This window comes from Rhizobium sp. BR 314 (genome assembly GCF_047445805.1).
GTDB classification, from domain to species: domain Bacteria; phylum Pseudomonadota; class Alphaproteobacteria; order Rhizobiales; family Rhizobiaceae; genus Rhizobium; species Rhizobium lusitanum_B.
Genome location: NZ_JARWLA010000045.1, coordinates 15,877 through 31,852 on the forward strand (window position 1 = coordinate 15,877; position 15,976 = coordinate 31,852).

Sequence of the window (15,976 nt, forward strand, 5' to 3'; positions counted from 1 at the left end):
CTTCGCCTGAAGTCGGCTGCGCGTCATTCCGCAGCCGCCGCGAGCCGACGTGACGGATCGGTGCGGTGAAGATGAACCGCAAGCGTGTCCCAGGGTGGCGTCACGGAAAGCTGCGCCAGGATGCGGCCGATCTCGCCTCTGTGGTAACCTCCATGCGTGGCGACATGGAGAAGCATCTCCTCACGCGTCATGCAGCCCCGGTCTCCATCGGTGAACGTGAACGGCAGAGCTTCTGAAAGAAGTGGCGCGCTGATCGTTTCGATATATCGCAGATACAATTGGTCTGATGCCGTAAGCGTTGCAAGAAGGTCGGGCAGGGTGGGTGGTTCAGGTGAATTGTCATCTTGGTATCCGTGCTCGCGCCCAGCAAGATGTGCGGCGAATATCCGGGCGACGATCAGCGAGTGATTCATTAGACGCATGCAGGCGAGACGCTCCTTGCCATGCTGTTCAGGATCGAGGCGGTCGATGGCGTCGAGCAATTCCTCATTCGCCCAGGCTTGATAACGGAAAAGCGTTCGCAGCACAGACATTTCACTCATGGACCTTTGCCCTTTCTTTGGCCGGAGAAATGCGAGTAATCTGTTCATATTTTCCGGAAGTGGGGGATGCATGTCTACTCGCATTAGAAAGCCGCGTTCGCTGATGCGCAAAGAGCCGAGCCAAGCGCGGTCGAGGGCAACGGTGGAGGCGATCATCGAATCGGGTGCTCGCGTTTTGGCCGCTCGCGGATGGGCAGGATTTACGACGAACACCGTTGCTGTTGTCGCCGGGATCAGCATTGGTTCGCTCTATCAGTATTTTCCGGACAAGCTTTCTTTGGTCGAAGGCATAAGGAGGAGGCATTTCGCTGATGTCCTAGCCGTTCTGCGGCGGGCGACGGTGGTTGGCATGCCGTTACGATATAATGTCGAGACTCTCGTTCAGGGCATGATCGATGCTCACGGCGTGAACCCACAACTGCACAGGGTGCTTCTGGATGAGGTCCCGGGAACGGAGGGGTCGAGATCCGCGCATGAAGCGTTCCTCGAGGAGTATCAGCGCCATTACAAGCGTTTCGTCGCGGTCAATCGCGGAGACGTTTCGAGCGCATCGGACGATGTCCTCGCGCAGCTTCTATCCGGTGTCGTTGAGGGCGTGATCCACAACGGCGCGCGAAGAGATACGTTGCATTCGCCTGAGTTGAAACAGGAACTGGTCAGGATGATCTGCTCCTACTTCGGCGCCGTCGAATGACGGGAGGCTCTGCCGCCGACGGGCGCGCGGCCGCAGAGCACCTGTGATCGCGCCAAATTTGGCTTGCCGCCAATCATTTTGCGCATAGCTGCCTTTCCCGTTTCAGATGGCGCTTCGTATCATAATAATTTGAATGCTAATTAGTTTAGTGCTAATAAATTCCTATGAAACAGTTAATCGCCCTGCAACGCATCTTCACCGCCAATCTGCTGACGACTGGCCGCCAATGGCGTCGTGTCGTTGATCTCGCGCTGAGCTCCTATGGCATATCGGAGGCCGCGGCTGCGCCGCTGCTTTGGATTGGCCGATTGGGAGGCGGTGTGCGGCAGGTGGCTCTTGCCAACTATGTCGGTATCGAAGGCCCGTCTCTGGTCCGGCTGCTCGATCAGCTCGAAAGCATGGATCTGGTCATTCGCAAGGATGATCCGACGGATCGGCGTGCGAAGGGCCTGTGGCTGACGCCGGAAGGCGAGGTGCTGGCCGCTCGCATGGAAGACGCCCTCGACGAATTGCGTGGAAATATCCTTGGCAAAGTCGATCCGGCTGATCTTGAAGCTGCCGTCCGCGTTCTGAAGGCCTTCGAAGAATTCGAGACGTGGAAGGCCGTCGCCGCAGAACAGGAGCCGGAGAAGGTCCAATGAGCATTCCGTCCTGGCGCGATTGGCTGTTTTCGATCAAGGCCTTCATCGCGGCGATCATGGCGCTGTTCATCGCGCTGTCGCTGGATCTGCCGCGCCCTTATTGGGCGATGGCTGCCGTTTATGTCGTCGCCAACCCACTCGCCGGCGCGACCAGCTCCAAGGGACTTTATCGTGCGCTCGGCACGCTGATTGGTGCTACCGCATCGGTGATCCTCGTGCCGCTCTTCGTCAATGCGCCGGAGCTGCTCTCCGTCGTCGTCGCTCTCTGGACCGGCACGTTGCTTTTCATCTCCATGCTGGATCGTACCTCGCGCAGCTATGTCTTCATGCTCGCCGGTTATTCGCTGCCGTTGATTGCGCTTCCGACCGTCGGCGCGCCTGAAACGGTATTCGATGTCGCGCTTTCCCGTTCCGAGGAGATCATCATCGGTATCGTCAGCGCCAGCATCGTCAGCGCCATCGTCTTTCCGAGCAGCGTCGGCACGACCCTCGGTCAGCGTATCGGTTCCTGGCTGGATGATGCCGGCACCTGGGCCGATGAAATCCTGCGCGGCGAGGGCGCGTCTCCCGCTACGCCGCTGAAGCGCCAGAAGCTGGCTTCCGATGTCACGGGTCTCGATCTCGTCATCAGCCAGCTCAAATATGATGCGGGCAGCCGTGACATCGTCAGGCATTCCCGCGAGCTGCGCGGCCGTCTCTTAATGCTGCTGCCGCTCTTCTCGTCTCTCGCCGATCGTCTGCATGCGCTGAAGGCCGGCGAAAAGCCTTTGCCGCAGGAACTGGTTGCAGTCCTGAACGATGTTGCCGATTGGCTCGGGCAGGGCGGTCGCGGCAAGGCTGACGATACCGCCAATACCCTGTCGAAAAAGATCGAGGAATTGCAGCAGAACGACATTGATCTCGGCTGGGACGATCTTGTCCGGTCGAGCGCGCTGGATCGCCTGAAGGAGATCGTCGATCTCTGGCAGGATTGCCTGACGCTGCGCGACCAGATCGCGTCTGGGCAGCAGGTCGGCACATGGCGACCCGCTTTCCGGCACCGCAATGTCGTGGGTCACATCAGACACTATGACTATGCGCTGTTGGCCTTCTCGGCCAGCGCGGTCGTCGTCGGCATCGCCGTTGCCTGCCTCTTCTGGATCTATTCCGGATGGCAGGATGGCGCCGGTTTCGTCACCATGGCCGCCGTCGCCTGCTCGTTTTTCGCCGCGCTCGATCGGCCGGCGCCATTCATCACCTCGATGTTCGTCTGGTGCGCAGTGAGCCTTGTCATCGCTAGCATCTACATCTTCGGCATATTGCCATCGATCTCCGGCTTCGAGATGCTGGTGCTGGTCTTCGCTCCGCCCTTCCTGTTGATGGGCCTGCTGATCCCGCGGCCGCAGACCAACATGCTCGCCATGCTGCTAGCGGTGAACGGTGCGACCTTCATCGCGCTGCAGGATCGCTATACCGCTGACTTTGGCGCTTTCGCCAATAGTGCGGTCGCAGCTCTGGCGGGCGTCGGTTTCGCCTTGGTCTGGACCCTGCTGACGCGTCCGTTCGGCGCCGAACTTGCCGCCCGGCGGCTGGTGCGGGCCGGCTGGACCGATCTTGCCGACACCGCCGCCGGTATTCGCCGCGCCGATCATGAACGCCTGTCCGGCCGCATCCTCGATCGCCTGGGCCAGCTCGTGCCGCGCCTCGCAAGCATTGAGGACCGCGAGCTGAAGAAAGTCGACGGCTATGCCGACGTCCGCCTCGGCTTCAACGTTCTGATGCTGCAGAAGGAGCGTGGCCAGTTGAAATCAGCGGCTGCCGCATCCGTAAGCGAAGTCCTGATCGGCGTTTCGGATTTCTATCGCTCACGGCTGAAGGCCAAGAGCGCCATCGACCCGTCCGACGAATTGCGCGTCTCGATCGACCGCAGCCTGGAGGCGGTGGCGCAGGAAAAGCGGCACGCCGGCCGCGCGAGCCTCGATGCTCTCGTTGGCCTTCGCCGCGCACTTTTCCCTCATGCCGAGCCGCCGGCGAGCTGGCGACCGCCCGTATCCGACACCGCTCAACCACTTCCCATTGCCGCCGAGTAATACCATGCCCGCAGAATTCGATCTTTATGGCGTCTACATCCCACGCCTTCTCGTTCTCATGCTCGTGACGCTGTTTGCCGTCATCATCCTTCGACGCCTGCTCGCATGGCTCGGAGCCTACACTCTGGTCTGGCATCGCGGTCTTTTCGATCTCGCGCTTTACGTCCTTTTGCTCGGCGCCATTTCCTCTGTCTCTCGTTGGTACTTCACATGAACGCGTTCAAACTCATCGGCCGTGTGGCCGTCACTCTTATCTTCGTCGTCGCTGCCGTCTATGTTGGTCGTCAGCTCTGGGGGCATTACATGGATGAGCCCTGGACACGCGACGCACGCCTCAGGGCCGATGTCGTCGGCATTGCACCTGATGTCTCTGGCCTCGTCAGCGACGTCCTCGTCAAGGACAACCAGACCGTCAAGAAGGGCGAAGTTCTCTTTCGCGTCGATCGCGATCGCTTCGCCATTGCGCTCGAGCAGGCGGATGCGGCACTTGCAAGCAGCAAGGCCGCCCTCGAACAGGCTCACCGTGAGAACGACCGGCAAGGACGCCTTGGCGACGCTGCCTCCATGCAGAAGAAGGAACAGGCGCAGACCGCCGAGGAGCAGGCTGAAGCCTCTCTGCGCCAGGCAACGGCCAATCGTGAGCTTGCCCAGTTGAACCTCAATCGTTCAGAGGTTCGCGCCACGGTCAACGGCACGATCTCGAACCTCAGCCTGCGTCCGGGTGATTACGTCGCGGCCGGCACCGCCAAGGTCGCGCTGATCGATACCGATTCCCTCCGAGTCGAAGGCTATTTTGAAGAAACCAAGCTGCCGCGCATCCACGTCGGCGATGAGGTTGCCATTCATCTGATGGGGCAGGCCGAGAAACTGACCGGCCACGTCGAAAGCATCGCTTACGGCATTGAGGATCGCGAACGAACCTCCGGCAGCCTGCTCGCCAACATCACGCCGACCTTCAGCTGGGTGCGGTTGGCTCAGCGCGTGCCGGTGCGCATCGCGCTCGACAAGGTGCCCGACGGCACGAAGCTGATCGCCGGCTTGACGGTGACAGCCGAGGTGCAGGAGAAGGGGCAGCCGAAAATCGCCAGCGCGGCTGACTGACCTGAAGGTTTGAAAAGATCAGGGCGGTCGCCTTTAGGCCGCTCTGGAACTTGAGGCTGCAACTGGCCTGCGGGCAGCTCGCCGCCTCTCCATCATGATCGGCCGATAAGACCGGTAGAGGATCATCGCGATCAGCAGGCCGATATAGATGAACTGCTCGAGCGACAGTACCTTGGTCGACAGGGCGAAGTGCAGGGCGCCACAGGCGGCGATGATATAGACCAGACGGTGCAGCCAGATCCATGTCTTGCCGAGTTGCCGGATCGAGAAGTTGTTCGAGGTCACGGCAAGCGCCAGCAGCATGACGAGCCCCGCCATGCCGAACATGATGAAGGGCCGCTTCAGCACATCGTCGATGACCGCCTTCACGTCCAGCGCCTGATCGAGGACCATATAGACGGTCAGATGCATCAGCGCGTAGTAGAAACAGAGCAGGCCGAGCGCGCGGCGATAGCGCAGATAGTTCCAGCCGAAGAGGTCGCGAAGCGGCGTAACTGCAAGCGTCAACAGCAGGAAACGGATCGCCCATAATCCAAGAAAAAGCTCGAAGGTTTTCACCGCATCGGCGCCGAGCTGGTCCGTCGCGCCGAGATAGAATTCCCAGGCGGCCGGCAAAAGTCCGACGACGTAGAGCGCCCAGACGGAGGCAGATTGCCAACGCTTGGGGAGAGCGAAGGAGAGGGTCATCAGAAATTCACCCTGAGGTCCATGCCGCTATAGAGGCTGGCCACTTGATCGGCATAGCCGTTGAAGGGCAGGGTGGGGTGGCGGTTGGAGCTGAAGAACCCGCCTTCGCCGATGCGACGCTCGGTCGCCTGGCTCCAGCGTGGATGATCGACGGCCGGATTGACGTTGGCATAGAAGCCGTATTCCTGGCTGTTGGTCACCTGCCATGTGTTCAACGGCTGCTTGTCGGTGAGGGTAATACGAACGATCGACTTGATGCCTTTGAAACCGTATTTCCACGGCACGACGAGCCGGATCGGCGCGCCATTCTGGTTTGGCAGGGTTTCGCCATAGAGGCCGACGGCCAGCAGAGTCAGCGGGTTGCGTGCCTCATCCAGCCGCAAGCCCTCGACATAGGGCCAGTCGAGCGATTGCAGCAAGCCGGATTGGCCCGGCATCTCCTCCGGCCGTACCACGGTCTCGAAAGCCACGTATTTGGCACTGCCCTGCGGCTCCACCTTGTCGAGCAGAGCCGAAAGCTGGAAGCCGTCCCAGGGAATGACCATCGACCAGGCTTCGACGCAGCGCATGCGATAGACGCGCTCTTCCGGCGGAAACTCCTTGATCAGCGCATCGATGTCGAACGTGCCGGGCTTGTTGACCATGCCGTCGACCTTGATCGTCCATGGCCGCGGCTTGAACTTGCCGGAGAGGTTGGCCGGGTCGGCCTTGTCGAGGCCGAATTCATAGAAGTTGTTGTAGGTAGTGACATCCTTGATCGGAGTCAGTTTCTCATTGACCGTATAATTGCTCTTGGTCGCCGTCAGCGCTTCAGCCATCGCCGCCTTATCGCCAATCGCTGCCATGCCGATACCGGCCGCCGCGGCCGTCAGGAACTCGCGGCGCTTCAGGTAGACGGAGCGGGGGGTGATCTCGGCTGAGGTGATTTTCGGCGGACGATAGAAGGCCATGGAACAATTCCTCTATGCGGTAGCGGCTTCGATATCAGCGATACGCGGCAGGCACGGATTTTGTTACACTCTTAGGCTGGCATTTCTTTGGAAGTGAAAGCAACTTTTTGTGTGCGCTTGTGATCGGGCCGTTTCCGTCCCAAGTCTAGTCGAGCGATTTGTTTGATAGGACGAAGCCCTTGCCCGGCGGCGTACCGGATTCGCTCGAGTTGATAGTGACAGTATTGCACGATTGGATTAGGACAATTCCAAAAAGCGGAGTTGCCGGCGTCCCCTTCGGCCCGAAACCTTGGGCTCCTGCCGACGCCGCACAAATTCCAGGATGACGAGGAAGACACCATGCCAGCTTATCGTTCCAGAACCACCACCCACGGCCGCAACATGGCCGGTGCGCGCGGCCTTTGGCGCGCGACGGGCATGAAGGACAGCGATTTCGGCAAGCCCATTATTGCGGTAGTCAACTCCTTTACGCAGTTCGTGCCCGGTCACGTCCACCTCAAGGATCTCGGCCAGCTCGTTGCGCGCGAAATCGAAGCGGCCGGCGGCGTCGCCAAGGAATTCAACACTATCGCCGTCGACGACGGCATCGCCATGGGCCACGACGGCATGCTCTATTCGCTGCCGTCGCGCGAACTCATCGCCGATAGCGTCGAATACATGGTCAACGCCCATTGCGCCGACGCCATGGTCTGCATTTCGAATTGCGACAAGATCACTCCCGGCATGCTGATGGCCTCGCTGCGCCTCAACATCCCGACGATCTTCGTATCCGGCGGGCCGATGGAGGCCGGCAAGGTCGTGCTGCATGGCAAGAAGGTCGCGCTCGACCTCGTCGACGCCATGGTTGCCGCTGCCGACGACAAGATCAGCGATGAAGACGTTCAGGTCATCGAGCGCTCCGCCTGTCCGACCTGCGGCTCCTGCTCGGGCATGTTCACGGCCAATTCGATGAACTGCCTGACCGAAGCCCTCGGTATGTCGCTGCCGGGCAACGGCTCGACGCTTGCCACTCACTCGGACCGCAAGGAACTCTTCCTGGAGGCTGGCCGCCGGATCGTCGCTTTGGCAAGACGCTATTACGAACAGGACGATGTGACGGCTCTGCCGCGGACGATCGCCAGCAAGGGTGCGTTCGAGAATGCCATGGCGCTCGATATCGCCATGGGCGGCTCGACCAATACCGTGTTGCATATTCTCGCGGCCGCCCATGAGGGCGAAGTCGATTTCACCATGGATGACATCGATCGCCTGTCGCGGCGCGTCCCCTGCCTTTCGAAGGTGGCGCCTGCCAAGGCCGACGTTCATATGGAAGACGTGCATCGCGCCGGCGGCATCATGGCGATCCTCGGTGAGCTGAACCGTGCCGGACTATTGAATGCCGATCTGCCGACCGTCCACGCCCCGACGCTGGGCGAAGCGCTGGCGCAATGGGATATCGCCGTTACTGACAACAAGGCAGCTCTGGAACTCTTCAGCGCCGCTCCCGGCGGTGTTCCGACACAGGTTGCCTTCAGCCAGAGCGCACGCTGGGAAGAGCTTGATCTCGATCGTGAAAATGGCGTCATCCGCGATGCCCAGCATCCCTTCTCCAAGGATGGCGGCCTCGCCGTCCTCAAGGGCAATCTGGCGCTCGACGGTTGCATCGTAAAGACGGCAGGCGTCGATGAATCGATCCTGAAGTTCTCCGGTCCGGCCAAGGTTTTCGAAAGCCAGGACGCTGCCGTCAAGGGCATCCTCGGCAACGAGGTTGTGGCTGGCGACGTCGTCGTCATCCGCTATGAAGGCCCGAAGGGCGGCCCCGGCATGCAGGAAATGCTCTATCCGACGAGCTATCTGAAGTCTAAGGGCCTCGGCAAGGCTTGCGCGCTCATCACCGACGGTCGCTTCTCAGGCGGCACTTCAGGTCTGTCGATCGGCCACGCTTCGCCGGAAGCTGCAAACGGCGGCACGATCGGCTTGGTCCGCGAAGGCGACATGATCGACATCGACATCCCGAACCGCACCATCAGCCTGCGTGTCGATGACAAGGAACTTGCCGCGCGTCGCGAAGCACAGAATGCCACGGGCTGGCATCCGGCCGAACCGCGCAAGCGTAACGTGACCACGGCGCTCAAGGCCTATGCGGCCTTCGCCACGAGTGCCGACCGCGGCGCAGTCAGAGATCTTGGTGGCAAATAACTAAGCCCCTTCGCCCTGCGAAGCGGGGAGAAGGTGGACTCGAACGATCGAGCGGAGCTCGGCCGTGAGAGGACGGATGAGGGGCCTCTTGGAGATTTGCCGCGACGGCAGAATTGGCCTAGGCGCACTCGCCCCTCACCCTAGCCCTCTCCCCGCAGGCGGGGAGAGGGGATATCTCCGGTGAAGGTCTTCAAGCCATGGCAAACCAAACCCTTACAGCGGTCGGTTGATCTGCTTATAGGCCTCATTCAGCTGCTTCAGGCGTTCCTCGTAGGAAGATTTGAGACAACCCACGTCAGCGCCGCAGGACTGCCGCTTCTTCAACCATTCCGTCTGCTGATCCTGCAGTGTGCCGCGCGAGCCCATGGCGAGAAGGCCGGAGAGCAGGTCGAACGTCGTCACCATCTTCACGTCGGCATCGTTGAGCGCCCTGACGTCGCATATCGTCTTTTCGTCGGGTTTCAGGTTCTGCGCCTCGCAATCAAAGCTGGCGGCCTGTGAGGTGCCGGCCATGCCGAGAGTGATCAGGAGGGCGGTGGCGGCAAGATTGTTCAATTGCATATCTGCTTCCCTTTTGACGATTCCCAACGCGAAATGCATGACAGCATGTTTTTGTTCAGCGAGCCTGTTTTTTATCGCTGCAAACGTCCATTTATGCTTCATGCTTCCGCCCTCTTTTCTTTCTAGCGTCGGGCGCTACAACGTTGTTTCAAGAGCATTAAAGAAGGAAGTTTCCATGCAAGTCCTCCTGAAGCGCACTGCCGTTTCGATGATTGCCCTCATCATGGCGATGCCGCTTTCCGCCGAGGCGCAGACGGCGAAAACGCTGCCGCAGAGCCAGGTACAGATGCAGCTTTCCTTTGCGCCGCTGGTCAAGCAGACGTCCGGTGCCGTGGTGAACGTCTATGCCGAGCGCGTGGTGCAGCGTCAGTCGCCTTTCGCCGGTGATCCCTTCTTCGAGCAGTTTTTCGGCCAGCGCATGCCGAATCGCACTGAGAAACAGTCGTCGCTGGGATCGGGCGTCATCGTCGAAGCCAATGGCACCGTCATTACCAACAACCACGTCATCGACGGCGCGGACGATATCAAGATTGCGCTTTCCGATGGCCGGGAGTTTCCCTGTAAGGTCGTCTTGAAGGACGATCGCGTCGATCTGGCCGTTCTGAAGATCCAGTCGAAGAACGAGAGCTTCCCGATTCTGCCGCTTGCCAATTCCGATGCGGTCGAGGTCGGCGATCTGGTGCTTGCGATCGGTAACCCATTCGGCGTCGGGCAGACTGTGACGAGCGGCATCGTTTCGGCTCTCGCGCGAAACCAGGTGAAGAACGAGGTCGGTTTCTTCATCCAGACCGATGCGTCGATCAACCCTGGCAATTCCGGCGGCGCGCTGGTCAACATGGGTGGCGAGCTGATCGCCCTCAACACGGCCATCTTCTCGCAGGGCGGCGGCTCGAACGGCATCGGCTTCGCTATTCCCGCCAATCTGGTCAAAGTTTTCCTCGCCGCTGCCGATCGCGGTGACAAAGCCTTTGAGCGCCCCTATATCGGGGCCTCGTTCGAGCCGGTGACATCGGATGTCGCCGAGGCGCTTGGCCTGGACAAGGTTCGTGGCGCATTGGTGACCAAGGTCGTCGACGGCGGTCCGGCAGCCAAGGCCGGCCTGAAGCCGGGCGAGGTCATCACCGCGCTCAATAATATTCCGGTCGAACATCCGGATGCACTCGGCTACCGTCTGACAACGGCAGGGCTCGGCGCCACCGTTACATTGACGGTGCTTGATAGCGGCAAGGAACATCAGGCCACCATGACGCTTGCGGCGGCGCCGGAATCGACCCCACGCGACGAAAGGGTGATCGAGGGCAACAATCCCTTCGCCGGCGCGACCGTTGCCAATCTCTCGCCGCGCGTCGCCGATGATCTCCATATGCCGCCCGATTCGAGCGGTGTGGTAATCGAGAGCTTGAAGCCGAACTCGCCGGCTGATCGCCTCGGGTTTGCGGCGCGCGACATCGTCATTTCCATCAATGGCGTCGCCATCAACACGACGGATGTTCTTGAGAAGACGGTCACTTCGAAGCCGAGCTTCTGGCGCGTCGAGATCGAACGTGACGGCCAGCGCATCCGGCAGTTCTTCCGATGAGCAACGACCTGTTTGCACCGCGAATACCGGAGGAGGTCGCCAACAAGCGGCCTCTGGCCGATCGCTTGCGGCCGCAAACCCTGGCTGAAGTCACCGGCCAGGAACATCTGACTGGCGAGGATGGTGTTCTGCGCCGGATGATAGAGGCGGGCTCGCTCGGGTCGATGATCTTCTGGGGACCTCCCGGCACGGGAAAGACCACGGTCGCTCGGCTGCTGTCGGGCGAGGCGGGTCTCGCCTTCGAGCAGATTTCGGCGATCTTTTCCGGCGTCGCCGACTTGAAGAAGGTGTTCGAAGCGGCGCGGCTGCGCCGCATGGACGGCCGCCAGACCCTGCTCTTCGTCGACGAGATCCATCGTTTCAATCGCGCTCAGCAGGATAGCTTTCTGCCTGTGATGGAAGACGGCACCGTCATTCTGGTGGGAGCGACGACGGAAAATCCGTCTTTCGAGCTCAACGCCGCTCTTCTCTCCCGCGCTCGTGTCCTGACGTTCCGCTCGCATGATGAGGAAAGTCTGGAGGAGTTGTTGCGCCGCGCAGAGGCGGTAGAGGCAAAGCCGCTGCCGCTGACGGACGATGCCCGTGCAAGCCTGATCCGCATGGCCGATGGTGATGGCCGTTCGGTGCTGACGCTTGCGGAAGAAGTCTGGCGTGCCGCACGCAGGGATGAGCGTTTCGATCCCGACATGCTGGTCAAGATCGTGCAACGCCGCGCTCCGGTCTACGACAAGGCGCAGGACGGGCACTACAATCTGATTTCGGCGCTGCATAAGTCGGTTCGCGGTTCCGACCCGGACGCCGCGCTCTATTATCTCGCTCGCATGTTCGATGCCGGTGAGGACCCGCTTTATCTCGGACGCCGGCTGGTGCGTATGGCGGTGGAGGATATCGGGCTCGCCGATCCGCAGGCGCTTGTGATCTGCAACGCAGCCAAGGATGCCTATGATTATCTGGGCTCGCCCGAGGGAGAACTGGCGCTGGCGCAAGCCTGCGTCTATCTCGCCACCGCACCGAAGTCCAATGCGGTCTACACCGCGTTCAAGGCAGCGACGCAGGCCGCCAAGCAGAATGGTTCGCTCCTACCGCCCAAGCACATCCTCAATGCGCCGACGAAGCTGATGCGCACCGAGGGATATGGTGACGGCTATCGCTACGATCACGACGAGCCGGATGCGTTTTCAGGCCAGAACTATTTCCCGGAAAAGATGGGTCGCCAGACCTTTTATGATCCGCCGGAACGTGGCTTCGAGCGCGATATCCGCAAGCGGTTGGATTGGTGGGCGAAACTGCGCAAGGAGCGCGGCGAGCGCTGATCTCTACGTCACTCGGCGGTGACGTCCTGTGGTGCTTTCTGCATGCGCGGCGCAGATGTCTGATTGACCATCTTCACGCTCGATTCCGCCAGGCTCTTGTGCCCCTCCATATCGACGACCAGATGCCAATGGCCCGATTCCGGAATGGACAGCCGGATCGGTGACTTCTTGGCGACGCCGCCGAGGAATTGGTGCTTGAGGGTTTCGGTGAAACGCTCGAAGTTCGAGCCGTTCATCAGCCTGACATTGGCGATTGCCGAGAGCGTGATTTCGATCACCGTTCCAGCGCGCTGTTCCTTGAGATCGTAGTGGCTGTAGCGGAAGGCAGGCTTCGACATTGTGCTTCTGTTCTTTGCGTATCTCGCCCGAAAGCTTACTCGAAAGCGGGTTAAGGAAGCGTTCGGTCGGATAAAGCGTGATGCCGAAAGTGTAGGCAGTTCTCGGACGACATCACGCTCTGGTGTCGAAACCTGCCAAGGGCGATTCAGTGCAGATTTGACGAGGTGGGGGCGAAGCCATCCAGATCGAGGACTGCGCCTTCGGGCGCATGGCAGATGTCGGCCGGGTTGTGGTTGCATTCTTCCGCAGCGAAGCGCAGGGCGGCTGCCTCGTTGCGGAAGAGACCGCCGACCAGTCCCTCTCGGTCCTGGACGATCCAGCTGCCGCGACGGTCACGGCCGATCATGAAGCGGGCCGGAGTAGGGGCAAGGCGATTATGAAATGTGCGGCGTTGACTGTGCAGGGCGTTTGCCATCGTGTTTTTCCTCTTGGATCTCTTTAATTCTGCTCAACGTCCGGCCAGATGCAGCACGAGCTGCAGAGCGCCGGCGATGAGAAAGACAAGTCCGAGACGTGGGGCGATGGCGGCAAGGCCATGCAACAGCGTGTCCGAAGAGAGGTGCCGCTCACCCCTGGCAAAAGTGATGGCGCGAGGACGTTGGAGGGGATCGGCGGATAGGCCGGCATGCGTATGGCGTGACATCATAGTTCCTTTCCAGTGTCACCAGCACCGCGGTCCGAGAGACGTCTTCCGGTGCTACGCTGTTGAATCTATAGGTGAGTTGCTAGGATTTCCATTTGTCAGAAATCGAGAAAATATAAAAATCTCATAGGGATAGATCCGATTTTTACAAGCCGAGCCGGAAAGCTTGACGGGAAGCTAGCCGACCGCTGCCGTCGACCTGAAAAGGAGCAATGACGGTCTGGATCTCCGTTGCAGTCTCGGGCGCGATGCCGACCAGCGGCAGACGCACGTCCGGTTCCATGTCTCTCATGGCGGCGAGGGCGTGCTTTACGGTGGCGGGCTCGCTCTCGCGCGCGAGCGCTTTGAAGAGCGGTCGCAAGCGCCTGTCGATCGAATGTGCTACGTCGAGGTTGCCGCAGGCGGCAGAGTGTTGCATCGAATGAAAGAGACGAGGAGCGACATTGGCTGCAGTGGAAAAGCAGCCATTCCCGCCCGCCGCTGTGAAGCCGAGCGCGCCTGCGTCGCTTGACGTGTAGAGGCCGACCTGTTGCGGCAGAAAGGCGCGCCAGAGGTCTATGCGCGAGATTTCGCCGCTTCCATCCGCGATCCCGACAATGCCGGGAATTTCGGCAAGTCGTTCGACTGTTGCGGGAGCGAGATCGATTGCCGTGTGCGATGGCTGACTATGGATGATGAGCGCCATGTCGGTCTGCGCGGCTATTTGCTCGAAGTGATGAAGAACACCCTTCTGCGTCGGCTTCGAGTAATAGGGCACGGTCACGAAGGCGGCGTCGGCACCGAGCTGCTGCGCCTGTAGCGTCTCTTCGATCGTCGTTGCCGTGTCATTCGTGCCGGTTGCAACGATGACCGGCGTCTTGCCTTCGGAAAGTTCGACGCAGATTTCAATGATCCGCATTCGCTCTGCATCGGTCAGCGTCGGCCCTTCGCCGGTCAGCGAGCAGGCCAGCAGCCCATCTATGCCGCTCAGCAACTGCCATTCCACATGTGCCATGAGATCGACGGTGTCGAGTGCACCGTCACGAAAAGGCGTAACGAGGGCGGTAATCGCGCCGCCGATACGCTTCTGCAAGCCTTGCCTGCCCATGTTCTCGACGCTCAGAGATAGTGCAGCACGATGAAGAGCTCGAGACCGCCGAGCAGCAGTCCGAAGGCGAGCATCGCCCAGAATGTGCGCTTCTCGCGAATCTCGCGATCAGGAAACTGTCGCTTTGGTTGGATCTTTGCGACCTTCGCCGATGCGGCTCTGCGATGGTGTTTCTCGTCGCTGCTATGAACCAGGATCCGAACGGATTCGGCCAGGTTGGTTGCGTGCGTCTCAATCATGGCAATGGTCTCCATATGTCCACGCAAGCGTAATTCCTGGTGGCATAGGAAATCCATTCCCCGCGGAAGGCGAGAAAGTAAGTGCGATATAAAGAGCGGAGCGGCCGGGAACTGCGTGCGTATCGGCGCTTGCTGTACCGATAAGGACGGGAGGTGGGGCTAGCCGACCGCCTGCTGGTTCGTGCGGTCGAGCTGCGTCACCAAGGCGAGGATCGTTGCGGAAACGGGTGTCGCCACGCCTGTCAGCCTGCCAAGAGAAACGACAACGCCGACGAGCGGCGTGATTTCCAGCGCCTTGCCGGCCAGTAGATCTTGCAGCATCGAGGTGCGTACCGGCCCAATCTGCCGCGAGCGATCCAGCCGCTCCTCGACCGACATTGCCACATGCGCCCCCAAAGCCTCGGCAACTGCCTTAACCTCACTCATGACCTGGCCGACCATGGATGCGAGCGCAGGATCGTTCATGATCTCCGACATCAAGGCTCTGGTCAGTGCGCTGATCGGATTGAACGACGCGTTGCCCATCAGCTTGCTCCAGATATCGTCGCGAATGTTCGCGGACACCGAGATCTTGACCTTGGCCTTATGCAGCAATGCCGCGATCGCTTCGATATCCGTCGTCGTCTCGCCGGATGGTTCGCCCAGGATGAAATAGCCGTTGTTGGCAAGCTTGATCTCGCCAGGGCCGATGACTTCCGAGCCCTGATAGGCGACGCAGCCGATCACCCGTTCCGGGCCGATCAGCCGCCAGAGATCGCCGTTCGGATCCAGCTCCTCCATCTGATATTCGGCATGGCCGCTCTTTCGGTCCCTGTGGAAATACCACCAGGGTACACCGTTGAGGATCATCACGACGCGGGTGCGGGCATGCAGGAGCGTGGCAATTCCGGGTACGGCTGCTGCAAGCTGGTGCCCCTTGAGCCCGGTGATGACCAGATCCTGCGGCGGCAATTCGCCTGCATCGTCCGTCGCCGTCATCCGCGCCACGAGCGGTTGTTCCGCCTCCGCTTCCCAAAGATGGATGCCGCTCGAGCGGATTGCCGCCAGATGTGCCCCGCGCGCAACGACGGAAACCTGTGCCTGCTCAAGCGATGAAGCAAGCTTTGCCGCAATTGCACCGCCAAGTGCGCCGGCGCCGTAGATGCAGATGTTCTTGAAGGGGAAAGGCGTCATGGAATGATGCTCCGGGTCAGATCGCATGCGCTGCAAAATATGCCATGGCGACAATTTGGCGAGAGGTTTTTCGACCGCGCTGCGAGCGACTTTGAAAATCGCCGAGCTTTCTTGCACATTGCAATCGTATGAAGATTGAGCCATGCTCGTTCGTACTGGAATGAAATCAATGCGGTAAGC

The 15,976-nt window shown here is 60.3% G+C and carries 18 protein-coding genes; 8 read left to right on the plus strand and 10 right to left on the minus strand.

Annotated elements, in window-relative coordinates; genetic code table 11:
- Window positions 1-23: 23 nt before the first annotated feature.
- Window positions 24-698 carry a DinB family protein gene (locus QD461_RS32495; protein ID WP_414091166.1) on the minus strand — a complete coding sequence of 225 codons (675 nt, stop codon included), beginning with the start codon at window positions 696-698 and terminating at the stop codon, window positions 24-26.
- Between QD461_RS32495 and QD461_RS32500 the strand changes: the two genes are divergently transcribed.
- The 5 genes from QD461_RS32500 to QD461_RS32520 all read left to right on the plus strand — a co-directional run bounded on the left by QD461_RS32500 (window position 685) and on the right by QD461_RS32520 (window position 5,047).
- Window positions 685-1,236: a TetR/AcrR family transcriptional regulator gene (locus QD461_RS32500; RefSeq protein WP_414091167.1), complete on the plus strand. Its 552-nt coding sequence runs from the start codon at window positions 685-687 to the stop codon at window positions 1,234-1,236. The two genes, QD461_RS32495 and QD461_RS32500, sit on opposite strands and share 14 nt — an antisense overlap.
- A gap of 164 nt (window positions 1,237-1,400) precedes the next feature.
- Complete coding sequence (locus QD461_RS32505; RefSeq protein ID WP_414091168.1) at window positions 1,401-1,877, plus strand: MarR family winged helix-turn-helix transcriptional regulator; 477 nt, start codon at window positions 1,401-1,403, stop codon at window positions 1,875-1,877.
- Complete coding sequence (locus QD461_RS32510; RefSeq protein ID WP_414091169.1) at window positions 1,874-3,946, plus strand: FUSC family protein; 2,073 nt, start codon at window positions 1,874-1,876, stop codon at window positions 3,944-3,946. The genes QD461_RS32505 and QD461_RS32510 overlap by 4 nt, the downstream gene beginning before the upstream one ends.
- Window positions 3,947-3,950: 4 nt before the next feature.
- Window positions 3,951-4,160, plus strand: a complete 210-nt coding sequence (locus tag QD461_RS32515; RefSeq protein WP_414091170.1) for a DUF1656 domain-containing protein — start codon at window positions 3,951-3,953, stop codon at window positions 4,158-4,160.
- Window positions 4,157-5,047, plus strand: coding sequence for an efflux RND transporter periplasmic adaptor subunit (locus QD461_RS32520; RefSeq protein ID WP_414091171.1), 891 nt, complete (start codon window positions 4,157-4,159; stop codon window positions 5,045-5,047). The genes QD461_RS32515 and QD461_RS32520 overlap by 4 nt, the downstream gene beginning before the upstream one ends.
- Window positions 5,048-5,080: 33 nt before the next feature.
- Here the strand turns inward: QD461_RS32520 and msrQ are convergent, their stop codons facing one another.
- On the minus strand, window positions 5,081-5,734 hold the full coding sequence (gene msrQ, locus QD461_RS32525; RefSeq protein ID WP_414091172.1) for a protein-methionine-sulfoxide reductase heme-binding subunit MsrQ: 654 nt from the start codon (window positions 5,732-5,734) through the stop codon (window positions 5,081-5,083).
- A complete protein-coding gene (gene msrP, locus QD461_RS32530) occupies window positions 5,734-6,684 on the minus strand; it encodes a protein-methionine-sulfoxide reductase catalytic subunit MsrP (protein WP_414091173.1) in 951 nt (316 codons plus the stop codon). Before msrP ends, msrQ begins: the two co-directional genes overlap by 1 nt.
- 339 nt (window positions 6,685-7,023) lie before the next feature.
- On the opposite strand from msrP, the gene ilvD reads away from it, so the two are divergent.
- Window positions 7,024-8,862, plus strand: coding sequence for a dihydroxy-acid dehydratase (gene ilvD, locus QD461_RS32535; protein ID WP_414091174.1), 1,839 nt, complete (start codon window positions 7,024-7,026; stop codon window positions 8,860-8,862).
- Between the two features lie 213 nt (window positions 8,863-9,075).
- On the opposite strand, the gene QD461_RS32540 is transcribed toward ilvD, so the two are convergent.
- On the minus strand, window positions 9,076-9,423 hold the full coding sequence (locus QD461_RS32540) for a lysozyme inhibitor LprI family protein (RefSeq protein ID WP_414091175.1): 348 nt from the start codon (window positions 9,421-9,423) through the stop codon (window positions 9,076-9,078).
- A 175-nt stretch (window positions 9,424-9,598) separates the two neighbouring features.
- Here QD461_RS32540 and QD461_RS32545 point away from each other — a divergent pair, with 175 nt between their 5' ends.
- Together QD461_RS32545 and QD461_RS32550 are read left to right on the plus strand one after the other, a co-directional pair.
- Window positions 9,599-11,002, plus strand: coding sequence for a DegQ family serine endoprotease (locus tag QD461_RS32545; RefSeq protein WP_414091176.1), 1,404 nt, complete (start codon window positions 9,599-9,601; stop codon window positions 11,000-11,002).
- The gene (locus QD461_RS32550; RefSeq protein WP_184701977.1) at window positions 10,999-12,315 is read left to right on the plus strand and encodes a replication-associated recombination protein A; all 1,317 of its coding nucleotides are present in this window, start codon (window positions 10,999-11,001) and stop codon (window positions 12,313-12,315) included. Before QD461_RS32545 ends, QD461_RS32550 begins: the two co-directional genes overlap by 4 nt.
- Before the next feature lie 8 nt (window positions 12,316-12,323).
- Here the strand turns inward: QD461_RS32550 and QD461_RS32555 are convergent, their stop codons facing one another.
- The 6 genes from QD461_RS32555 to QD461_RS32580 all read right to left on the minus strand — a co-directional run bounded on the left by QD461_RS32555 (window position 12,324) and on the right by QD461_RS32580 (window position 15,796).
- Window positions 12,324-12,653 carry a DUF1883 domain-containing protein gene (locus tag QD461_RS32555; RefSeq protein ID WP_184701979.1) on the minus strand — a complete coding sequence of 110 codons (330 nt, stop codon included), beginning with the start codon at window positions 12,651-12,653 and terminating at the stop codon, window positions 12,324-12,326.
- A gap of 146 nt (window positions 12,654-12,799) precedes the next feature.
- Window positions 12,800-13,069: a hypothetical protein gene (locus QD461_RS32560; protein WP_414091177.1), complete on the minus strand. Its 270-nt coding sequence runs from the start codon at window positions 13,067-13,069 to the stop codon at window positions 12,800-12,802.
- Window positions 13,070-13,102: 33 nt separating this feature from the next.
- Window positions 13,103-13,300, minus strand: coding sequence for a hypothetical protein (locus QD461_RS32565; protein ID WP_414091178.1), 198 nt, complete (start codon window positions 13,298-13,300; stop codon window positions 13,103-13,105).
- A gap of 142 nt (window positions 13,301-13,442) precedes the next feature.
- Window positions 13,443-14,384 carry a 4-hydroxy-tetrahydrodipicolinate synthase gene (dapA, locus tag QD461_RS32570; RefSeq protein WP_414091179.1) on the minus strand — a complete coding sequence of 314 codons (942 nt, stop codon included), beginning with the start codon at window positions 14,382-14,384 and terminating at the stop codon, window positions 13,443-13,445.
- An 11-nt stretch (window positions 14,385-14,395) separates the two neighbouring features.
- Window positions 14,396-14,623: a hypothetical protein gene (locus QD461_RS32575; protein WP_414091180.1), complete on the minus strand. Its 228-nt coding sequence runs from the start codon at window positions 14,621-14,623 to the stop codon at window positions 14,396-14,398.
- Window positions 14,624-14,782: 159 nt separating this feature from the next.
- A complete protein-coding gene (locus QD461_RS32580; protein WP_414091181.1) occupies window positions 14,783-15,796 on the minus strand; it encodes a ketopantoate reductase family protein in 1,014 nt (337 codons plus the stop codon).
- Window positions 15,797-15,976: the final 180 nt, after the last annotated feature.